15 protein-coding genes are annotated in these 21,727 nt (G+C 37.0%); 10 read left to right on the forward strand and 5 right to left on the reverse strand.

Going from position 1 to position 21,727, the window contains the following annotated elements; translation table 11 throughout:
- Positions 1–26 precede the first annotated feature (26 nt).
- The gene (locus tag ACN1CN_RS09795; protein ID WP_264525976.1) at positions 27–2,801 is read right to left on the reverse strand and encodes a 2-oxoglutarate dehydrogenase E1 component; all 2,775 of its coding nucleotides are present in this window, start codon (positions 2,799–2,801) and stop codon (positions 27–29) included.
- A 116-nt stretch (positions 2,802–2,917) separates the two neighbouring features.
- Here ACN1CN_RS09795 and ACN1CN_RS09800 point away from each other — a divergent pair, with 116 nt between their 5' ends.
- The gene (locus ACN1CN_RS09800; protein WP_291284944.1) at positions 2,918–3,469 is read left to right on the forward strand and encodes a hypothetical protein; all 552 of its coding nucleotides are present in this window, start codon (positions 2,918–2,920) and stop codon (positions 3,467–3,469) included.
- A 240-nt stretch (positions 3,470–3,709) separates the two neighbouring features.
- Here the strand turns inward: ACN1CN_RS09800 and ACN1CN_RS09805 are convergent, their stop codons facing one another.
- Together ACN1CN_RS09805 and ACN1CN_RS09810 are read right to left on the reverse strand one after the other, a co-directional pair.
- A complete protein-coding gene (locus ACN1CN_RS09805; RefSeq protein WP_264525979.1) occupies positions 3,710–4,063 on the reverse strand; it encodes a hypothetical protein in 354 nt (117 codons plus the stop codon).
- Positions 4,064–4,104: 41 nt separating this feature from the next.
- On the reverse strand, positions 4,105–5,130 hold the full coding sequence (locus ACN1CN_RS09810) for a LacI family DNA-binding transcriptional regulator (protein ID WP_419135497.1): 1,026 nt from the start codon (positions 5,128–5,130) through the stop codon (positions 4,105–4,107).
- Positions 5,131–5,296: 166 nt separating this feature from the next.
- Here ACN1CN_RS09810 and ACN1CN_RS09815 point away from each other — a divergent pair, with 166 nt between their 5' ends.
- From ACN1CN_RS09815 to ACN1CN_RS09825, 3 genes are all read left to right on the forward strand, one after another.
- Complete coding sequence (locus tag ACN1CN_RS09815; RefSeq protein ID WP_419135498.1) at positions 5,297–7,936, forward strand: TonB-dependent receptor; 2,640 nt, start codon at positions 5,297–5,299, stop codon at positions 7,934–7,936.
- A gap of 95 nt (positions 7,937–8,031) precedes the next feature.
- The gene (locus tag ACN1CN_RS09820) at positions 8,032–9,252 is read left to right on the forward strand and encodes an MFS transporter (RefSeq protein ID WP_419135499.1); all 1,221 of its coding nucleotides are present in this window, start codon (positions 8,032–8,034) and stop codon (positions 9,250–9,252) included.
- Positions 9,242–11,107, forward strand: a complete 1,866-nt coding sequence (locus ACN1CN_RS09825; protein WP_419135500.1) for a trehalase family glycosidase — start codon at positions 9,242–9,244, stop codon at positions 11,105–11,107. Before ACN1CN_RS09820 ends, ACN1CN_RS09825 begins: the two co-directional genes overlap by 11 nt.
- 163 nt (positions 11,108–11,270) lie before the next feature.
- Here ACN1CN_RS09825 and ACN1CN_RS09830 read toward each other — a convergent pair whose 3' ends face one another.
- On the reverse strand, positions 11,271–12,245 hold the full coding sequence (locus tag ACN1CN_RS09830) for a polyprenyl synthetase family protein (RefSeq protein ID WP_419135501.1): 975 nt from the start codon (positions 12,243–12,245) through the stop codon (positions 11,271–11,273).
- A 273-nt stretch (positions 12,246–12,518) separates the two neighbouring features.
- On the opposite strand from ACN1CN_RS09830, the gene ACN1CN_RS09835 reads away from it, so the two are divergent.
- The 5 genes from ACN1CN_RS09835 to ACN1CN_RS09855 all read left to right on the forward strand — a co-directional run bounded on the left by ACN1CN_RS09835 (position 12,519) and on the right by ACN1CN_RS09855 (position 19,439).
- Positions 12,519–13,040 carry a YceI family protein gene (locus tag ACN1CN_RS09835; RefSeq protein ID WP_419135502.1) on the forward strand — a complete coding sequence of 174 codons (522 nt, stop codon included), beginning with the start codon at positions 12,519–12,521 and terminating at the stop codon, positions 13,038–13,040.
- 108 nt (positions 13,041–13,148) lie between these two features.
- Positions 13,149–13,748 carry a TetR/AcrR family transcriptional regulator gene (locus tag ACN1CN_RS09840; protein WP_264525985.1) on the forward strand — a complete coding sequence of 200 codons (600 nt, stop codon included), beginning with the start codon at positions 13,149–13,151 and terminating at the stop codon, positions 13,746–13,748.
- Positions 13,749–13,758: 10 nt separating this feature from the next.
- A complete protein-coding gene (locus ACN1CN_RS09845; RefSeq protein WP_264525986.1) occupies positions 13,759–15,093 on the forward strand; it encodes a TolC family protein in 1,335 nt (444 codons plus the stop codon).
- 9 nt (positions 15,094–15,102) lie between these two features.
- A complete protein-coding gene (locus tag ACN1CN_RS09850; protein WP_419135503.1) occupies positions 15,103–16,170 on the forward strand; it encodes an efflux RND transporter periplasmic adaptor subunit in 1,068 nt (355 codons plus the stop codon).
- Between the two features lie 92 nt (positions 16,171–16,262).
- On the forward strand, positions 16,263–19,439 hold the full coding sequence (locus ACN1CN_RS09855) for an efflux RND transporter permease subunit (protein ID WP_264525988.1): 3,177 nt from the start codon (positions 16,263–16,265) through the stop codon (positions 19,437–19,439).
- A gap of 204 nt (positions 19,440–19,643) precedes the next feature.
- On the opposite strand, the gene ACN1CN_RS09860 is transcribed toward ACN1CN_RS09855, so the two are convergent.
- The gene (locus ACN1CN_RS09860; RefSeq protein WP_419135504.1) at positions 19,644–20,480 is read right to left on the reverse strand and encodes a hypothetical protein; all 837 of its coding nucleotides are present in this window, start codon (positions 20,478–20,480) and stop codon (positions 19,644–19,646) included.
- 198 nt (positions 20,481–20,678) lie between these two features.
- On the opposite strand from ACN1CN_RS09860, the gene ACN1CN_RS09865 reads away from it, so the two are divergent.
- A complete protein-coding gene (locus tag ACN1CN_RS09865) occupies positions 20,679–21,647 on the forward strand; it encodes a C1 family peptidase (RefSeq protein ID WP_419135505.1) in 969 nt (322 codons plus the stop codon).
- Positions 21,648–21,727: the final 80 nt, after the last annotated feature.

The following is a 21,727-nucleotide window of genomic DNA, read 5'->3' on the forward strand; positions in this document are numbered from 1 at the left end:
GAAAACTTTAAACTTGAAACATTTTTTTATCTGAATAAATTTTTATCGAAAACCATTCTAATTGCATCAGCATGACGACGTTTTGAACGTGTGTAACTTCCTGACGCAGGAGCAGAATAAGCTTTTAATGAAGCCAATCTCCATTTTACAAGGTCAAAGTTCATCAGCATAAAGCTGTAAGCTCCCATGTTTTTAGGCTCTTCCTGTGCCCAAACATAATCGTCAACATTTGGATATTGTGCGATGATTTCTTTGATTTGTTCTACTGGGAAAGGGAATAATTGCTCGATACGAACAACTGCAACATCATTTCTTCCGTTGTTTTCTCTTTCAGCTACAATATCGTAGTAGAATTTACCGGTACAGAATACTAAAGATTTTACGTCTTTTTTGTTTACTGTAGTATCGTCAATCGTTTCCTGGAAACTTCCTGTTGCTAATTCTTCAACAGTTGATACGCATCTTGGATCACGTAATAAACTTTTTGGAGAGAAAACAACCAAAGGTTTACGGAAGTCTGTTTTCATTTGTCTTCTTAACAAGTGGAAGAAGTTGGCTGGCGTTGTACAATCGGCAACATACATATTGTGTCTTGCGCAAAGCTGTAAGTAACGTTCCATTCTTGCAGAAGAGTGTTCAGCTCCCTGACCTTCATATCCGTGAGGCAATAATAAAACAATACCGTTTTGGTTGTTCCATTTGTCTTCTCCACAAGAAATGTACTGGTCAATCATGATCTGAGCTCCGTTAGAGAAATCTCCAAATTGTGCTTCCCAGATTGTTAAGGCATTTGGATTGGCTAATGCATATCCGTAATCAAAACCAAGAACACCATATTCAGATAAAAGAGAGTTGAATACACCAAATTTCCCTTTTTTGTTCTCAATAGAGTTCAATAAAATTACTTCTTCTTCAGAGTCTTCTACTTTAACCACTGCATGACGGTGAGAGAAAGTACCACGCTCTACGTCCTGACCAGAAATACGAATATCAAATCCTTCTGTTAAAAGTGAACCGTAAGCCAATGCTTCTGCAGTTCCCCAATCAAGTGTATTGTTGTCGTATCCTACTTTTCTGTCCGTAACAATTTTAGTTATTTTGCTAATGAACTTTTTGTCTGATGGTAAAGTCGAGATCGTATTGATGATAGAATCCAGTCCTTTTTTATCAAAAGTAGTGTCTACTTTTTCAAGCATTTGTGTATCTGTTACCTGAACAAATCCATTCCATTCGTTTTTCATGAATGGCGTTATAATCGTCAAATCTTTTTTACGGGAAGCTTCTAAGTTCTCCTCCATAGCCGATTTGTATTCTTTTTCTAAAGCATTTACATAAGTAGCATCGATTATGCCGTCAGACAATAATTTCTCTGCATAAATATCTCTTGGATTTTTATGTTTCGCGATGATTTTATATAAAACCGGTTGTGTAAAACGAGGCTCATCACCTTCGTTGTGACCGTATTTTCTGTATCCTAATAAGTCAATAAATACGTCACGTCCAAATTGCATTCTGTAGTCTAATGCAAAAGATACGGCGTGTACTACAGCTTCAGCATCATCAGCATTTACGTGTAATACCGGTGAAAGCGTTACTTTGGCAACATCGGTACAGTACGTAGACGAACGTGCATCTAGATAGTTAGTAGTAAAACCAACCTGATTGTTGATTACGATATGAATCGTACCACCTGTTTTGTATCCGTCAAGTTGAGCCATTTGAATGATCTCATACAAGATTCCCTGACCTGCAATTGCAGCATCACCGTGAACGGCAATAGGTAATACTTTAGAGAAATCGTTTGGATAATACTTGTCCTGTTTTGCTCTTGTGATTCCTTCAATTACAGCTCCAACCGTTTCTAAGTGAGAAGGGTTTGGTGCTAAATTGATATTGATGTTTTTTCCTGTTCTTGTTTTTTTGTCAGCTGTAAGACCTAAGTGGTATTTTACGTCACCGTCAAAATATTCCTGATCGTAATCTTTACCGTCAAACTCACCAAAAATATCCTGAGTTGATTTTCCAAAGATGTTAGCCAAAACGTTCAGACGACCACGGTGAGCCATTCCCATTACGAATTGTTCAACTCCTTTTTCAGCAGCCTGCTCGATCAAAGCATCCAAAGCCGGGATGATAGATTCTCCACCTTCTAATGAGAATCGTTTTTGACCTACATATTTAGTGTGTAGGAAGTTCTCGAAAGATACGGCCTGGTTTAATTTATTTAAGATTGTTTTCTTTTCTTCAGAAGAGAAGTTTGGCTGGTTTACATTTACAGCCAGTTTGTCCTGGATCCATTTTACAACGCCGGGATTTCTGATGTACATGTATTCGATACCAATATGCTGGCAGTAAATAGTCTGAAGACGTGTTACAATATCCTGTAATGTAGAAGGCGCTACTCCGATTGCCTGAGCAGCATCAAAAACTGTTGAAAGATCAGCAGTTGTTAATCCGAAATTTTCGATGTCTAAAGTTGGAGACGATGTTCTGCGATCACGAACTGGGTTTGTTTTGGTAAACAAGTGCCCGCGCGTACGGTATGCATCGATTAATTTTAGGACATTGAATTCTTTTTGTAATTTATCAGAAACTAAACTACAATCTACGTTGTCGTTTGTCACGTATTCAACGATTCGTTGAACCGGATTTTCGTCATTATAAGTCGTTTGTCCAAAGTCGAAACCTTGAAAAAAACTTCTCCAGCTTGGCTCAACGCTATCTGGGTTTACTAAATACTGATCATATAATTGTGCGAAAAACTCTGTATGCGCTGCATTTAAAAATGAAAACCTATCCATAATATGAGTGAATATACTTTTTGTTAAATAGAATCGCAAAAGTACAACAATCACATTTATTTAAATCTTTTTTTTACGTACTTTTACGTAAAAATTTGTTAAAAATAGACCCAACTATGGATAAAAATCAAATTTCAATCGTTTTCAGAACTTTTTTTGTGATTTTGGTAGTCTTATTTTCAAGTTCTGTAATGGCACAGCAAAAATATGTCATAGACAACAGCAATCCTTTTTGGGATAAAGTTCAATTTGGAGGAGGTCTTGGTTTAGGAATTGGTTCCGGATATACCGATATTTCCGTTTTGCCAAGTGCCATCTATAATGTAAACGAAATTGTATCTGTTGGTGTTGGATTACAATTTGGTTATTTGTCTTCCAAAAACTATTACAGCTCTTTTGTTTATGGGGGAAGTCTGATTGGACTCGTGAATCCGATTCCTGAAATTCAATTGTCTGCCGAATTAGAACAGGTTCGGGTAAATACCGATTATAAATCGACTGCTTATCGACCAAGTTATTCTGATAATTACTGGAATACCGCCCTATACCTTGGCGCAGGTTACCGAACCGGAAGTGTTACGATTGGCGCACGCTACGATGTTTTGTATAATAAGGATACCAGTCTTTACGGATCCGGATTTATGCCTTTTGTGAGAGTTTACTTTTAGAGGGACAAAGGTTCAGAGCGACAAAGGTTCAAAGGTTTTTTAAGTCAAATCTCACTATAAAGAAGAGTAATAAAGGTTCAAAGAATTTTAAGTTAAATTTTGCTGCAAAGAAAATCTCTGCTACTTTGCAACTATGTGCCTCTGCACCTTATTTATTTAAAGTTTCAAAGGTTTTAAAGTTAAATTTCGGTGCAAAGTAGAGAAACCTCTGCCCCTTTGCAACTATGTACCTTTGCTCCTCTACTTATAATAATTCCTAAACCAAACCTTCTGCCATTCTCTCTTTAAAATCAAGAAAGAAACCTGCTCGGCAAGAATAACCAAATCAGAGCCGTCGAGTTTTTTGATTTCGTCTTCAGAAACATCAATGATATAAAGCAGATTGAGGTATTCGGCAAATTTATACTGAATCATTCGGTAGATCTTCTCGTGAAGCTGAATCTTTAGTTCGTCGGGAGAAATGCTTAACGGGAAATCGATTCCTTCATTTGCCAAATTAAAATCTTTATTAATTTGTTCAATCAGGTTAAGATATAGGTTTTCTTTTTCGGCATCAGCCAATAAAAAATCGGTATTTTCAGGGATCGGAAACATTGATGCTTTTTAAGAATTGACGCAAAGTTAAAACTAAAAAATCATTTAACGGTTGATTCTCTTTCAATGATTCTTGTCGGGAGTTCAATAATTTGATGGGTCACCGGCCGATGTTCTTTCAGGTCTGCAATTTCATCTATTAAAAGTGAAACCGCCTGATGGCCCATTTCAAAGCCGGGCTGGTCAATGGTAGTTAGTTTGGGCGATATAACCGTACTCATAAACCAATTGCTGAATCCAAAAACCGCTACCTGTTCGGGTGTTTTGATTCCGGCCTCATTAAAGTATTTGATAATTCCGATAGCGACCAAATCGGTAATGGCAAAAATCGCGTCTATGTCTGGGTGTTCGGTCATTATTTTTTGAGCATTTTCGTAACCATCTTCAAAATCGGTATTGTTATCACACACATAAACCAGTTTTGAATCGTATTCGATTCCGTGAGCTTCCAGAGCTCTTTTGTATCCTAAAAACCGGTCAATGGAATTTTGCGGAACGTAAGAGCCCCTAAAATGTGCGATCTTTTTGAATCCTTTATTAATGAGGTAAGAAACGGCGTCGAATGCTGCTTTGGCATCATTGATAACGACTTTGGAGCAATCGACTCTTTTGGCAATTTTATCAAATAAAACAACAGGAGTGTTTTTACGGATCGCTTCATTGATATGAGAGAAATCATCGGTTTCATTAGAGAGTGACATCAAAACCCCGTCAACACGCTTTTGAATTAATAAGGCCAGCTGTTTTTTCTCGAGTTCATATTTTTCATTGGATTGTAATATAATGACAAGATACCCTCTTTTTTCGGCTTCTTCGAGGATACCGTTTAAGACACTTGAGAAAAAATGATGCACGGTAGCCGGAATGATAACGCCTATTGTTTTGGTTTCATTGGTTCTGAGGTTTACCGCAACCGAATTGGGCATGTAATTCATGGTTTCGGCCATCTCGATCACCCGGGCACGTGTAGACTTACTAATATCGGTATAGCCTTTTAGTGCTTTTGAAACTGTGGTAACCGAAATTCCTAATGCTGAGGCAATATCTATTAATTTTGTGTCATTCATGAAATAAAAGTACTAAAAAATAAAGTGTATTAGTAAAAAATTAACTTCCGAAAACGTTTTAGGTCATTTCGAAAACGTTTTCGATTTAGAATTCTTAAATTAGAGTTAATTCCTTGAGTAAGTTTACATTCACAAATGAAAGATTTACTAACTAAACCAAAAAATCATGAAACAGCAACATTCTTATTTAGGCATATTATTTTTGATATTGTGCTTAATTTCTGTTCCAAACCAACTGTTTGCCCAGAATAAAAATACCGTTTCCGGAAAGGTACTCGATGAGAGCGGCCAAACGATTCCGGGAGCCAATGTTTCGCTTAAAGGAACAGATAAAAATACCATTACGGATGAAAACGGAAAGTTTGTATTTTCGAATGTTTCCGCGGGAGATTATACCATTGTAGCAACCAATGTTGGTTACAAAACCTTTGGAAAACAAATTACAGTAAAAGAAGGAGAATCTTTAGAGGCAAACTTACTCCTTGAAGGAGAGTCCCAAAGTCTGAAAGAAGTTGTGGTAACGGGATCTTCAAGTCCGAGGTCTAAATTAGAATCTAGTGTGGCTATTACTACAATGGGCGCTAAGGCCATCGAAGACAGAGCTCCGGCAAGTACTGCAGCTTTATTACAGACTATTCCCGGATTTGTGGTGGAAGCCTCAGGAGGAGAAATTGGAAACAACCTTTTTGCAAGAGGAATTCCGTCTGCAGGAGCCTATGAGTATGTGCAGATTCAGGAAGACGGATTACCGGTTTTTGAAGATGGTGCTTTGCAATTTGCGAATGCCGATACTTTTTACAGATTAGACGAAACCGTGAGCAAAATGGAAGCAGTTCGTGGAGGTTCGGCATCTATTTTTGCTAATAATGCTCCGGGTGGAATCATTAATTTCATTTCTAAGACAGGTCAGAATGACTTTCAGGGAAGAGCTAAATTCTCGACTTCAGATTACGGAATGTTTCGTACCGACCTTAATTTATCGGGTGCTTTAATCCAGGACAAATTGTTCTTTAATATAGGAGGTTTCTACAGAGCCGATAATGGGGTAAGAAACACAGGTTTTACCGCGAATAAAGGAGGACAGATAAAAGGAAACATCACGTATAAATTTGATGATAACGATTATTTAAGAATTAACTTCAAGCACCTTGACGACAGAAATACCTTCTACCTGCCAATTCCGTTAAAAAGTAATAATGGAAAAATCGAAGGAATTCCGGGTTTCAATCCTAATTATGGAACATTGACCTCAGTAAATTTCAGTCGTTTAAATGTGCCTCAATACGGTGGCGGAACTTTTAGTGCCGATTTAGAAGACGGTTCTCATCCGATAATCAATTCGATTGGTGCTGAATTTAAAAAGAAGATATCGGAGAAAGTGACTTTTAAAAATGCTTTTAAACAAACGAGTATCAATTTGAATTACAATGCTATTTTTCCAAATGGAGGCCCGTGGACACAAAGCGCTTATGCGACAGATGTTCAGAATACAACGGCCAGTAACCTGACCTATTCTTATGTAGACAACGGCGCAACACTTGATCCAAACGTTTTAATCATGAGAGCAGATCTTTGGCATATCGAGAAAAAGATGAGCAATTTTGCCAATAACTTCTCTTTTGCATTTGATTTAGATCCGGTAAAACTAACAGCAGGATACTACTATTCAAATTGGAAATCGAATCAATACTGGAACTGGAATTCGTATTTGGTAGGGGTTTCAGATAATCCGAGATTGTTAAATGTAAAAGACAATACATCAGGAGTAAATCATACCTGGAACGGGGTGGAAAGAATTACCTGGTTAGAAAGAGATGCTCAAACCAAAGGACTTTTGAATGATGTTTATGCCGATGCCGAAATCAAAGCAACAGACAATCTGACTTTCAATGCCGGTTTACGATACAACAAAGACAAGTATTCGGGGTACAGAGACAATGCTCGTTTTTTTGCAGAGAATTTAGGAATTTTAGACAACAATACGGCCGATGATAAGGTAACAACTGTCAAGGGAAATCCTTATACTTACTGGAGATATGATGTGAGCGAATGGTCGTATACTGCTGCCGGAAACTACAAATTCAATGACAATATGGCTTCGTATGTACGTTACAGTCATGGTTTCAGATCGCCAATCGAAGAGTCTTTTTATGATAATGCAGCCGATTTGAGCAAACTGGAAAACACCGAGGTGAATCAGTTTGAGTTGGGGTATAAGTATTCTAATTCTTTCTTTAATGTGAATGCCAATTTGTTTCATATGGGCTTAAAAAATGTTGCCTTTACAGATATTTTATCGGATGGAACTTCTGAAAATAAATTTGCCGATGTAAACAATATTGGTCTTGAAGTAGAAACCAATGCGAGATATGAAATGGTAAAACTGAACTTTACGTTTACCGTTCAAAAACCGGAGTACGATAATTTTACAGGTACCAATGCCGACGGATCGACTTTTAATTTCAACGGAAACACAGCCAGAAGAATACCTAAGTTTTTCTGTAACTTAAGACCGGAAGTAGATATTACAAAAGATTTCACAGCCTATGTTCAGTTTTCTTACTACGATAAAAAGTTCACGAATCAGGATAACAAACAAGTTTTGCCAGCGTATAAAGAAGTGGGAGCAGGTTTAAATTATACCTATCATAATCTTCGTTTTGCCGTTGATGCTTCGAACTTGTTCAATGAAATTGGCTTAACTGAAGGTGATCCAAGACAAACTACATCAGCCGCAAGCGATGTGTTTATGGCTAGACCTATTTTAGGACGTGCTTTTAGATTTTCGGTTGCGATTAATTTTTAAGAGATGTGAAATGTGAAATGTGAGATGTGTGTTTGAAACTTGAAACCTGAAACTTGAAACTTGAAACATTTCATAAAAAAACAAACCAATAAAAAATGAAAAACATAGGAATCAAAATCTCTCTTTACCTTAATTATTTTGTCTTCGCTATTTTGTTAAATAGTGTAGGTATTGTGATTTTAAAATCGCAGAAAAATTACGGTGTAGATGAAGTTCAGGCGAGCATTCTCGAAGCTTTTAAAGACATGCCTATTGCAATTGTGTCGTTTTTTATAGCTTCTTTTTTACCCAGAATCGGCTATCGAAAATCGATGCTGATTGGTTTGGGACTGGTTACGCTGGCCTGTATTTCTATGTATTTTGGAAACTCATTCGACAATGCTAAAATTCTTTTTGCAACTGTTGGAGTTTCATTTGCTTTGATTAAAGTTTCGGTGTATTCGTTGATTGGTACAGTAACCGAAACCAAAAAAGAACACAACGCCCTGATGAGCAGTATTGAGGGGTTTTTTATGGTTGGAATCGCGCTGGCTTATTTTTTATTTCCGGCTTTTAACAATGAAGACGATCCCAATTCATGGCTGAATGTGTATTGGTTTCTGGCAGGACTATCCTTATTGTCATTTTTGTTTTTGTTTTTTGTAAAATTTGAAGAAACCGAAGTCGCCGCGGGAGCAAACCTCAAAGACGATTTCATGCAGATGTTTCGTTTAATGGCAAAATTGCTAACAGTTATCTTTGTTATCAGTGTCTTTTTGTTTGTGATGATTGAGCAGGGAATTCTTTCCTGGCTGCCTACATTCAATACAAAAGTGCTTCATTTACCGGAGAACATCAGTATTATGATGGCCAGTATTTTGGCTATTTCACTGGCAGTGGGACGATTGATTGCGGGAATTGTGACCAAGAAGGTAAATTGGATCTGGGTATTAAGTTTCTGTATTTTTTCGGCCATGCTGATTGTGATTTTTGTACTTCCAAAAACAGTTGGACTGGAAGTGAAAAACATCAATACCCTCTCAGACATACCCTTAATTGGTTTTGCATTTCCTTTAATCGGATTGTTTATTGCGCCCATCTATCCTTTGTTAAATTCGATTGTATTAAGTGCGCTGCCCAAAAATCTGCAAAGTTCGATGACGGGATTAATCGTGATTTTCTCGGCTCTTGGCGGGACATTAGGCTCCAGAATAACAGGTTGGCTGTTTAAAAATGAAGGGCCTGAAAAGGCATTCTATTTTACTTTGATTCCAATGTCTTTATTATTAGTATCCTTTTTTATTCTTAAAAAAATAACTGCAAAAGATGAAATTTAAACTACATATCTCCCAAACTATCGAAAAACTATTGGCTCAGGAAGATACTGATGGCGATAAAAAAATAACGATTGACGATCAGGGGCCAAAGAAATTTGTACTCAACGATGAGGAAGGAAATTCAACGGTTATTGAAGGAACCTATCAGCTTTCAAACCTGTTGCAGGAATTGGCTTTGGCTAAAAAAGACAATGCTGAATTTGCCGAGATTAGTCTGGATCAAATCATTGAAGATCCTGTGAAAAGAATCTCAGGAAAAATAAAAAACCTGTATTGGAAGGGGCTGACGCGTACTATTGATGCCAATGGCGTAAAAAAAATACTGGAAGACAATAAGATCGAAAATGCTATTTCGTATTTGTATGTGCCTTTTGGGGATGAAATTGTTTTTGATTATTTCAAAAAACTAGAAGCCATAACACCAAAGTTAAAAGTGGTACAGCTGCCGAAACATATTTCACCGGAATATGTATTGTCACTGAACCAAAAGCCAGGGATTCTGGCTTTGGCGCTTCAAATTAAAAACAATGAAATTTCAGGAGTTCCGTTTGTCGTCCCGGGTGGAAGGTTTAATGAAATGTACGGTTGGGACAGTTATTTTATTGCCAAGGGACTTTTAATCGATGATAAAATAGAGCTGGCTTTGGGCATTGCCGAGAACTTTAAATACCAGATTGATCACTACGGAAAAATACTAAATGCCAATCGCAGTTATTATTTAACCCGCACCCAGCCACCGCTTTATACTTCGCTGATCAGAGATGTTTTAGAAAATTCGAATCCTGATATTTTCTGGATCGAAAGACATTTAAAAACTGCGATCAAAGAATACAGGACGGTTTGGATGGAGGAAGGCAAAAGGCTTACGGCCAATGGACTGAATCGTTATAAAGCAGAAGGAATCGGCTTGCCGTTTGAGGTAGAAGAAGGTCATTTTGATGATATTCTCGAGCAATATGCGCCAAAATACAATTTGTCTACACGCGAATTCGAAAAAAAATACCTGGAGAGAGAAGTGGTGGATGCCGAATTGGATAAGTATTTTATTCACGACCGAAGCATGCGCGAAAGCGGCCATGATACCACAAACAGACTCGTTGGCGTTTGTGCGAACTTGAATACGGTTGCCATTAATAGTCTGCTTTATAAATACGAAACGGATATTGCGTTTTTGATTAAAAAGTATTTTAAAGATGAATTTCAATATTTTGAAGACAAATCTTTTTCAAGCGAATATTGGCTTTCAAAAGCGGCTTCCAGAAAAGAAAAGATCAATCAGTTGTGCTGGAATTCAGAATACGGCTGTTATCTCGACTATAATTTTGTAAGTGAGGAACAGCATTTTTTTGAGGCAGCTCCGACATTTTATCCGCTTTGGGCAAAAATAAGTACACAGGAACAGGCCGAAATTCTGGTAAAAAAGACACTTCCAAGGTTTAAAATGAAAGGTGGAATTGCAGGAAGCACCAAAGAATCTATTGCAGATATAGGCGAAAACGCCCCAATTCGACAATGGGATTACCCGTTTGGATGGGCGCCGCATCAAATGCTTTTATGGGAGGGTTTACTGAATTATAATTTTAACGAAGAAGCCCAGGAGATGGTGTATCGCTGGCTTTGGCTGATTACCCGAAATGCGGTTGATTATAACGGAACCATTCCGGAGAAGTTTGATTTATCGATCAGTTCGCACAAAATTTTTGCAGAATACGGAAACGTAGGAACCGAATTTGACTTCATAACCGAAGAAGGTTTTGGATGGATGAACGCTTCGTACCAGTACGGTTTAACCATTTTGGAAGAAGATTTAAAACAAAAATTATCGGACCTGGTTGATCCCGATGTACTTTTTTAATATCCTAAAATAACAAACCCGACAGGTTTCAAAAACCTGTCGGGTTTAATAATAAAGTTGGTCAAGCCTTCGACTTCGCTCAGGGTGACACTCGGTTTTATACTAAAGTTTATCAAACAAACCCGACAGGTTTTTAAAACCTGTCGGGTTTACTAAGTCGAAGCTATACTTTTCTACCCATTAAATTTTCACCAAAAGTGCGCAGAATGTTTCTCTTTTCAGCGGTAAGATCCATTTGGTCAAGTGTTTCAAAAGCTTTAAACGTATACATTTCTATAGCGTCCTGCGTTGCTTTTGAAGCTCCTGATTCATTAAAAATGGCTTTTGCAGTAGCGATTTTAGCTGTATTATCGTCCAATTGCAAACTGAATAATTGCTCTAATTCTGAAGCTTTTTCAGGAGAAGAAAATTCTCTTGCTTTAAGATATAAATATGTTTTTTTGTTTTCGATAATATCTCCGCCCACTTGTTTTCCAAAGGTTTCCGGATCTCCAAAAGCATCCAGATAATCATCCTGAAGCTGGAAAGCAAGACCTAGATTCAATCCGAAATCATAAATTAAATCACCTTCTTTTTCAGATGTTTCGGCTACAATGGCCCCCATTTTCATGGCTGCCGCAACCAGAACAGCGGTTTTATATTCGATCATTTTAAGATATTCCGGAATCGTAACATCATTTCTTTGTTCAAAATCAACATCCCATTGTTGTCCTTCGCAAACTTCAAGAGCGGTTTTGCTGAATAGTTTTGCTAAATTCCTGAAAACATGAGGTTCGTATTGCTCAAAATACTGATAAGCCAGAATAAGCATCGCATCACCGGAGAGAATTCCGGTATTGAGATCCCATTTTTCATGAACCGTTTCCTGTCCTCTGCGCAAAGGCGCATCATCCATAATGTCGTCATGTACAAGCGAGAAATTATGAAAAACTTCAACAGCCATTGCCGCCGGAAGTGCCGTGGTATAAGAGGTGTTAAAAACTTCTGCGGCCATCAGGGTAAGTACGGGACGTATGCGTTTTCCGCCTAAGCCAAGAATGTATTCAATAGGAGCGTAAAGATTTTTGGGTTCTTTTTGTATGCTTTGGTTTTTTAAATAAATAATAAAAAAATCCTGGTACTGACTAATATCGTGCATAAAATGAAATTCTGATTTGCGTGGCCCAAAGATACAATTCATTAATCAATTATTCCTTTTTTTTAAAAATTGAAATGATTCGGGAGGGATTGGAATGTGCTGTTAATCTTCAATTTTGTAAGATGTTAAAATTTTTTTTGAAAAAACTTGGAAACTTTTTTGGTATTCAGAGTTTCCTGTTTATATTTGCACCGTTAAACGGAAACTTAGAACACTATAATAGTTTCCGCGGAACAGTTGAGTAATTTATAACCTCAGTAAAATCAGTAATTTATGAGAACAACATGGACCTTAGATTCTAGCCAGTCAGATGTTTTAATTAAAATGAGACATTCGATAATCGCTTATATGGGAGGAACTACAAATAAATTTGGTGGTTATGTGAACATTGAAGACAACGAAATTGAAGATGCATCGGTTGAGTTTTCACTTGACATCAACAACAAAATTGATAATTTTCAGCAAATCGATACTTTTTTACAGCTTCAGGACCTGTTTGATGTAAACGAGCATCCGATTATCAGCTTTAAATCGACCTCCTTTCAGAAAGTAAACAACAATATCAATTTTTTCAAAGGTGACTTAACCATTAAGGACGTGACCAAAGTAGTAGAACTTGATGCAGAGTTTATAGGGGTTAATACCTATAATGGCGAGAAGAAAGTTGCTTTTGAAATTAAAGGAGACATCAAGCGTCAGGATTTCGGTTTAGATTATAATTCATTCAATCATAATGGAGGTTTGGCTTTAGGAAAAGACATAAAGCTTATTGCAAATTTAGAGTTTAGCATATAAATCTTACCCAATGTGTAAATTAATGTAAAATTATTACAAAAATCATGGAAACTGTTTTTTTTGATTTTAGTTTCCTGAGTATCTTTGTAATGAAATTTGAAAATTAAAATGAAAGAGAAAATTATATCAAAAGCAAGTGAGCTGTTTTTAAAACTTGGTTTCAAAAGTGTTACAATGGATGATATTGCGGGAGAAATGTGTATTTCGAAAAAAACGATCTACAAATATTTCTGTAATAAAGAAGTTTTGATTGAAGAGAGCACATCATTAGTTCATAAACAGGTTCATGAAATCATTGATACAATTGTAGCGAAAGGTCATAATGCGATTCATGAGAATTTTGAAATCAGAGAAATGTTTAGAGATATGTTTAAAAATAATATGGATACTTCTCCTATTTATCAATTGAAAAAGCACTATCCTGAAATTTATCAAAATATATTGAGTCAGGAGATCGATTTGTGCAGTCATTGGTTCAGAGCGAATATTGAAAAAGGAATTCGTGAGGGACTTTATCGTAAAGATCTGAATATAGACATTTATGTGAAATTTTATTACACCCTTATTTTTCACATCAACGAAACGACTGTTTCAGAACGGGAAGCACAAAAAATAGAGTTAGAGGCACTGGAATATCACACCAGAGCTATGGCAACAGAAAAAGGAATACCGGAATTGGAAAAACAACTTAAGAAAATTACTATTTAATCATCAATCTATGAAACGAATAATTCTTATATTTTTGTGTTCTATTGGCTTGACTGCCAACGCACAAGTCAAAACCCTAACCCTGAAAGAAGCTATTACGTATGCGCTTGAAAACAAAGCGGATGCGAGAAAAGCAAGATTACAGGTTGAAAACAGTGAGTATAAAATTCAGGAAGTACGTTCAAGAGCGTTACCTCAAATTTCTGCCAACGGAAATCTAACTCACAATCCGATCATTCAAACCACAGTAATCGATGGTGCGGGATTTGGTCAGCCGGGAACTACAATTCAGGCGGCATTTGGTCAAAAATGGACTTCAAATGCAGGAGTTTCTTTAACTCAAACGCTATTCGATCAATCTGTTTTTACAGGATTAAGAGCAGCAAGATCTACTCGTGAGTTTTATCAAATAAACGATCAGTTAACAGAAGAACAAGTAATTGAAAGAGTTGCAAACAATTATTACTCTGTTTATGTGCAACGCGAAAGACTGACTTTGTTAGACAGTAGTTTTGTAAATACCACTAAAGTTCGCGATATCGTAAAAGGACAATTTGATAACGGACTGGCTAAGAAAATTGACTTAGATCGTATGATCGTAAAAATGTCAAACATTGATACAGAGCGTCAACAAATTAAAAATCAAATTACTTTACAAGAGAATGCTTTAAAGTTTTATATGGGAATGCCTATTGAAACGGTAATTGATATTCCAAAAGAAGAATTTGAAGTGGTACCGGCTGCTTTAGCAGAAGCACCTAATACTGAAACCAGAACAGAGTATCTGCTTTTGAAAAAACAACAGGAACTTTTAGTATTCAATAAAAAAGCAGTTGAAGCAGGATATTATCCAACACTTTCATTAACTGCGGGTTACAATTATATTGGTCAGGGGCCTCAAATGCCTTGGTTTGCTAAACCTTCTCAGGGAGTATACTGGTCCGATTTCTCTGCAATTGCATTAAACCTGCACGTACCGATCTTTACAGGATTTGGAACCCGTGCAAAAGTAAGACAGGCAGATGTTGAACTTAGATCGCTTGAAGAAGATATGAAGGACACCAAACTTTCACTTGATTTAGATTATAAAAATGCAACAACAGAAATGGACAATAACCTTGTGACCATTAATAATCAAAAGGAAAATATGCGTCTGGCGAATGAAATCTTAAGCAACACAAAAAACAATTACCTTCAGGGATTGGCGTCTTTAACAGACTTATTAGATGCAGAAAACGCATCACTTGAAGCACAAAATAATTATACCAGAGCGATTTTGAATTACAAAATTGCCGAAGTAGCACTAATCAAATCAAAAGGTCAACTTAAAACTCTTATTAAATAACTAATTACAATGAAGAAAACTATTATAACAATCGTAATCATAATTGCAGCCCTGGGTGTGATTGGATATGTCTTAAATAATAATAAGAAAGAGAACAAGGAGAAAACAGATATCGTAGCCGAAAAAAATGCTGCCGTTTCCGTAAAAGTATCTCCTGTAAAAACAGAAGAAGTTTCACTGGATTTCGTAGCCAACGGAAATTTTCAACCAATCCAGCAATTGACATTTTCTGCTGAAAAATCAGGAAAAGTAATCAGCGTTCTGGCTAAAGAAGGAGACTACGTAAGAGTAGGTCAAACCTTATTGACCATGAGAGGAGACGTTATTAATGTAAACGCACAGGCAGCAGAAGCAGCGTATCAAAATGCAAAATCAGATTATAGCAGATACGAAAATGCGTTTAAAACAGGAGGTGTTACCAAACAACAACTGGATCAGGCAAGATTAGCGTTGACAAATGCACAATCTCAATATACACAAGCTAAAATAGATGTTGGTGATACCAGAGTAAAAGCGCCAATCAACGGTTTTATCAATAAAAAATACATTGAGCCGGGATCTATCTTAACAGGTATGCCAGCAACAGCATTGTTTGATATCGTAAACGTTTCTAAATTAAAATTAGTAGTTACGGTAAACGAAAATCAGGTAGCGAGTTTAAAAGTTGGAGATAACATTAATGTATCAGCAAGCGTTTACCCGGACAAATCGTTTTCAGGAAAAATTACTTTCATCGCTGCAAAAGCAGATGAGTCTTTAAACTTCCCGGTTGAAATTGAAATTACAAACAATACCAACAATGATCTGAAAGCAGGTATGTACGGAACTGCAAACTTTGCATCCAAACAACAAAAACAACACCTTATGGTGGTACCTAGAAATGCATTCGTAGGAAGTGTGAGCAGTAACGAGATTTTTGTAGTAGAAAAAGGTACTGCAAAATTAAGAAAAGTAACCGCTGGAAGAATTTTGGGTGATAAAGTAGAGATCATCAACGGATTAACTGATGGAGAAACTGTAATAGTTACAGGTCAAATTAACCTGCAAGACGGTAACTCAGTAGAAATTATTAAATAATTGTACCGCTTTAAGTCTTACGCCGTAAGCTTTAAGCCTTTAATAAGAGCCTAAAGCCTACAGCGTATAGCCTACAGCCTAAAATAACATATATGAAATTAGCCGAAATATCCATAAAACGTCCGTCGTTAGTAATTGTATTGTTTACAATTCTAACATTAGGTGGACTGTTTAGCTACAGCCAGTTAGGTTATGAGCTGATCCCGAAATTTGAACAAAACGTTATTACCATTTCTACGATCTATCCGGGAGCTTCTCCTAGTGAGGTAGAAAATACAGTGACCAAGAAAATTGAAGATGCGATCGCATCCCTGGAGAATGTCAAGAAAATTGACTCGAAATCGTACGAAAGTTTATCTATTGTTTCGATTACACTGACTTCAAATGCAAAAGTGGATTTCTCTTTGAATGATGCACAGCGAAAAATAAACGCGATTATTAGTGATTTACCCGATGATGTGAAAACACCGGCACTAACCAAATTCTCGCTGAGTGATTTACCAATCATGACGCTTGGTGCTAACGGAAAAATGGACGAAGCAGAATTTTATGACTTAATTGACAAAAAAATTGCTCCTATTTTATCCCGTGTACAAGGTGTGGCTCAGGTAAACATTATTGGTGGTTCAGAGCGTGAAATTCAGGTAAACCTTGACGCATTAAAAATGCAGGGTTACGGCTTATCTGTTCCGCAGGTACAACAAAACATTCTGACTTCGAATTTGGATTTCCCAACGGGTAACATCCAGACGCGTGAGCAAAAAATATTAATCCGTTTAGCGGGTAAATACAAAAGTGTTGAAGAATTAAGAAACTTAGTGGTTTCTTCTCAAAACGGAATTCAGGTTCGTTTAAGTGATATTGCCGATGTTCAGGATACCCAAAAGATTGCTGAAAAAATATCACGTGTCGATCAGAAAAGTGCGATCGTTTTGCAAATTGTAAAACAATCAGATGCTAATGCGGTTGCGGTAAGTGAGCATTTATTAGCAACAATTGCGACTCTTGAAAAAGATTATAAAGTAAACCAGTTAAAACTGGAAGTAGCAAAAGACAGTACCATTTTTACATTAGAGGCGGCAGATTCTGTAGTACACGATTTATTAATTGCGGTAATACTGGTAGCTTTTGTAATGTTGTTCTTCCTGCACAGTATCAGAAACTCGCTGATTGTAATGGTATCGATTCCGGCATCTTTGATTGCTACTTTTATCGGTATTTATTTAATGGGATACACCCTGAACTTAATGAGTTTATTAGGACTTTCTCTTGTGGTAGGTATTCTTGTGGATGATGCGATTGTGGTATTGGAGAACATCTACCGACACATGGAGATGGGTAAAAGCCGAATTCGTGCTTCGTACGACGGAACAGCAGAAATTGGAGGAACTGTAACTTCGATTACCTTAGTAATTGTGGTGGTATTCTTGCCTATTGCGATGAGTTCTGGTTTGGTTTCTGATATTATTACACAATTCTGTGTTACGGTAATTATTTCGACCATGTTGTCGCTTTTAGCTTCGTTTACAATTATTCCATGGTTATCATCTCGTTATGGTAAATTAGAGCATATTGAAGGAAAGAACTTATTTGGAAGAATCATTCTTGGTTTCGAAAGTTATTTGACACGTTTCACGGATTGGGTTTCTCACTTGTTAACCTGGTGTCTGGACCATTATATTAAAACATTTGCAGTAGTAATTGTATTGTTTTTTGCTTCGACAATTGGTTTAATGGCCGGTGGTTTTATTGGAGGAGAGTTCTTTGCTTCTTCTGATAGTGGGGAGTTCTTAGTTCAGATCGAAATGCCGAAAGACGCTTCGTTAGAGCAAACCAACTTCATGACCCAAAAGGCAGAAGCATATTTGAAAGCACAGGAATATGTGCACAGTCAGATTACAACGGTAGGACAAACCAGTGAAGGTTTTGGAGCATCGCAAGCAACGGCTTACAAAGCAGAGATTGATGTAAAAATGATCGAGCAAAAAGACCGTACAGATGATGCTAACGTTTATGCAGCAAAAATCAAACGTAAGTTAGAAAAAGTACTGGTTGGAGCTAAAGTAAAAACAGTTCCGGTAGGTATCTTAGGAACTGCTGAGGATGCTACATTAGGATTGATCGTAACAGGTCCGTCAACAGAAAGTGCGATGGCATTTGCGAAACTGGCAGAAGCAGAATTACGTACGATTCCGGGAACGACAGAGATTAAATTAACGGTTGAGGACGGAAACCCGGAGATCAACGTTAAGGTAGATCGTGATAAAATGGCAGCATTAGGTTTAACACTTCAAACAGTTGGTTTAACCATGCAGACTGCTTTTAGTGGAAATACCGATGGTAAATACAGAGCTGGTGAATACGAATATGACATCAACATCAGATACAATGCTTTTGACAGAAAAAGTATTACTGACGTTAGTAATCTGATCTTTATCAATGCAGCCGGTCAACAAATTAAACTGTCTCAGTTTGCCGACATTACAGAAGGATCAGGACCTAGCCAGTTAGAGCGTAGAGATAAATCGGCTTCGGTAACGGTAAAAGGACAAAACGTTGGAGTACCGTCAGGAACAATCGTTCAGCAATGGCAAGTAAAATTAGACAAACTGAAAAAACCTGCTGGTGTAAACTACATCTGGGGTGGTGATCAGGAGAACCAATCGGAAGGATTTGGTACTTTAGGAATCGCTTTATTAGCCGCTATTATTTTGGTTTACCTGGTAATGGTTGGACTTTATGACAGCTTCGTTCACCCGTTTGTCGTATTGTTTGCTATCCCGCTTTCGTTTATCGGTGCGATGTTAGCCCTGGCTTTGACCAACAACTCATTGAACATCTTTACGATTTTGGGGATCATCATGTTGATCGGTCTGGTGTGTAAGAATGCGATCATGTTGGTCGATTACACCAACCAGAGAAGAGCTGCAGGTGAATCTATCCGAACAGCATTAATTCAGGCCAACCACGCTCGTTTGCGTCCAATTTTGATGACAACTATTGCGATGGTATTTGGTATGTTCCCAATTGCATTGGCATCAGGAGCAGGAGCTGAATGGAAAAACGGTTTGGCATGGGTAATTATCGGAGGATTGATTTCTTCTTTATTCCTTACCTTAATTGTAGTTCCGGTAATCTATAATATCATGGAGAAAATTATTCATAAATTCTCTAAAGGAGAAAAAATCAATTACGAAACTGAAATGTTCGCGGATTATACGCCAACAGAATTAAGCGAAGATGGTTTTAATCCTAAACATACTCATTAAGATTTAAAATCTCAATAAAGAAATTCCAAATTCCAATCCCGATACTTCGGGAGGAAATGGTAAAAGTAAAATCCCAAATTCCGAAAGGAGTTTGGGATTTTTTTAGGGTTTAAATTTAGAGAAGCTGTTGGGTGTAATTCATATAGAATTGATTTCTATATGTTAAAAATAAATAATTTTAACAGCTTAAAATTATGCATTTTATCAAATGAGCACTTTTTTGATGTGCTGATTTTCTATGGCCGAGTGTATTTTTGTTGAGATCTCGTTATAATCAGGGTTGTAATTGTCCCATATTTTCCAGACATCGTCTCTTTTTTTGATGAAGTAGGTTTGCCTGTTCACCTTATTCAGGACAATCGTAGTAACGTCATTTTCGTTTTTCCACTCCAGATTCCAAAACTCCTTTACCGTAAGAATAGCGATATTTTCTTCGATACTTGAAATTTTAAAATCATAAAGCTCAAAATTAGACCGATTATCTTCACAGTTTAAATGATATTTTAAAGTAGAATAATTTTCAAAAAGATCCTTAATCCGTTTTGCAAAAGGCCCTTCTTTGAATACAAAATCGCATAATCCATCCATACTTACGACAGGTAATTTTTGTAACGAATTAAACTCTTCCTGACAATAATCGCTAATCAGTTTTTCAAAAAAGGAAGCTGATTCCATTTTATTTTCAGGCTCTAAAGTTTTTACAGCGTCTGTTGCTTCATCATTCAAAAAATGGTTTAAAGAAGGGTATCCAATAAAAATAGCCAGTTTGTCGAGACTTTTTAAAAAACGCAAATCAGAGTTTTTGGTTTTAGAAGAATCATTGGTAAAAATTCTTTGTAAGGTCATACTCGAGATCGAGCATCCGAGTTCATTTCTTTTAGCCCCCTGCATAAATTCTGATTTCTCTAAAACATCAGAGATAATTTCCGACAGGATGATATAATGTGCTCTTTTCCACTCCTGAACACCCGACAGGGTGCTGTTTTGTATAATTGGATGCGATTGTATGCCTTTTATTAATTTTTCTATAATGATTTCCATGGGCGAATTTTTTTAATAATGGAGGTTCTTTTTCAAGATAATTAAATACAATTCCTGCTAGTTAAATCCCGGTTATAGATTTGTGTGTAAGATAAGTTATAGTTGTGATCTTTTTAGTGTTAATGTTATGCCAAAATTACTAATAAATTTGTTAAATAGTTTAACAGACTGAAAATTAACAACAAAAAACCAACAATTATGAAAAAACCACTTATTAAATTTTCAATTAGAAAAATCGCTCTTGTACTTTTTGCATTGCTTGCTTTGTACTCTTGTGATAAAGGAAATGATCAGGCTGAAGCCGATGTACAGCAAAAATTAATGGATGGCAATGTCGATCTTTTGGACAAAGGAAGGTACGGACTTGCTCAGATGCCGGATGCTTATTTAAAGAGTATCGAATTTTTAACCCCAGTGGATTATCGTGCCAGAATCGCTGAGTTAAGACCAGATTTAATTACAAGTACGCAAAAAATGTCTTTGACCGCTAAAGTTGCAGCAGTTAAAAACTTACCAACGCCACCGGTTGGAGATCAGGGAAGCGAAGGTTCCTGTGTGGGCTGGGGAGTAGGATATGCGGCACACAGTATCGCCCGATATCTGAACAACTCGGTGCATCAAAGCAATTGGAGTGGTGCTTCAAGAAGTGCGGCTTACATTTACAATCAGATTAAATTAGGCAATTGCGGAGCGGGTTCTTACCCAAATGATGCCATGAATCTGATCAAAAATCAGGGAGAATGTTCAGAGGCTCAAATGCCTTATATTGCAGGTGGCTGTTTTACTCAACCTTCTACACAGCAGAAAAACTGGGCAGCGGCCAGAAAAACAGGCGGCTGGTTTAATGTTAACCCAAGAAGTACAGCAGATATCAAGTACTATTTAAATCAAAATTATGCTGTTGCAGTATGTTTTGATGTCAATCAGAGTTTTTATGATATCCGTAACAACAACCATGTTTGGTCCAGTCTTTACGGCAGCAGACAGGGTGGACACTGTGTTTGTATCGTAGGATATGACGATGCAACCGGACTTTTTAAAGTACAAAACTCCTGGGGAGCAGGCTGGGGACGCAGCGGTTTCTTTTATGTAACGTACGCCAATATTGCAAACGGAGCCTTCAACTGGGCAGGATGTATTATTCCTAATCCAGGAGCAAATTCGTAACCATAGGTTTGTTGAATTAAAAAAGGAGACCGTCTAAATCAGACGGTCTCCTTTATTTTTAATAGAAAGTTTTAGCTCTT

The sequence above is a fragment of the Flavobacterium sp. T12S277 genome, from assembly GCF_048514875.1.
Classification (GTDB): Bacteria; Bacteroidota; Bacteroidia; order Flavobacteriales; family Flavobacteriaceae; genus Flavobacterium.

Excerpts from the sequence above, each read along its gene's own strand:
- ACN1CN_RS09795 (WP_264525976.1), bottom strand. The coding sequence starts at position 2,801 with ATGGATAGGTTTTCATTTTTAAATGCAGCGCATACAGAGTTTTTCGCA.
- ACN1CN_RS09800 (WP_291284944.1), top strand. The coding sequence starts at position 2,918 with ATGGATAAAAATCAAATTTCAATCGTTTTCAGAACTTTTTTTGTGATT.
- ACN1CN_RS09805 (WP_264525979.1), bottom strand. The coding sequence starts at position 4,063 with ATGTTTCCGATCCCTGAAAATACCGATTTTTTATTGGCTGATGCCGAA.
- ACN1CN_RS09810 (WP_419135497.1), bottom strand. The coding sequence starts at position 5,130 with ATGAATGACACAAAATTAATAGATATTGCCTCAGCATTAGGAATTTCG.
- ACN1CN_RS09815 (WP_419135498.1), top strand. The coding sequence starts at position 5,297 with ATGAAACAGCAACATTCTTATTTAGGCATATTATTTTTGATATTGTGC.
- ACN1CN_RS09820 (WP_419135499.1), top strand. The coding sequence starts at position 8,032 with ATGAAAAACATAGGAATCAAAATCTCTCTTTACCTTAATTATTTTGTC.
- ACN1CN_RS09825 (WP_419135500.1), top strand. The coding sequence starts at position 9,242 with ATGAAATTTAAACTACATATCTCCCAAACTATCGAAAAACTATTGGCT.
- ACN1CN_RS09830 (WP_419135501.1), bottom strand. The coding sequence starts at position 12,245 with ATGCACGATATTAGTCAGTACCAGGATTTTTTTATTATTTATTTAAAA.
- ACN1CN_RS09835 (WP_419135502.1), top strand. The coding sequence starts at position 12,519 with ATGAGAACAACATGGACCTTAGATTCTAGCCAGTCAGATGTTTTAATT.
- ACN1CN_RS09840 (WP_264525985.1), top strand. The coding sequence starts at position 13,149 with ATGAAAGAGAAAATTATATCAAAAGCAAGTGAGCTGTTTTTAAAACTT.
- ACN1CN_RS09845 (WP_264525986.1), top strand. The coding sequence starts at position 13,759 with ATGAAACGAATAATTCTTATATTTTTGTGTTCTATTGGCTTGACTGCC.
- ACN1CN_RS09850 (WP_419135503.1), top strand. The coding sequence starts at position 15,103 with ATGAAGAAAACTATTATAACAATCGTAATCATAATTGCAGCCCTGGGT.
- ACN1CN_RS09855 (WP_264525988.1), top strand. The coding sequence starts at position 16,263 with ATGAAATTAGCCGAAATATCCATAAAACGTCCGTCGTTAGTAATTGTA.
- ACN1CN_RS09860 (WP_419135504.1), bottom strand. The coding sequence starts at position 20,480 with ATGGAAATCATTATAGAAAAATTAATAAAAGGCATACAATCGCATCCA.
- ACN1CN_RS09865 (WP_419135505.1), top strand. The coding sequence starts at position 20,679 with ATGAAAAAACCACTTATTAAATTTTCAATTAGAAAAATCGCTCTTGTA.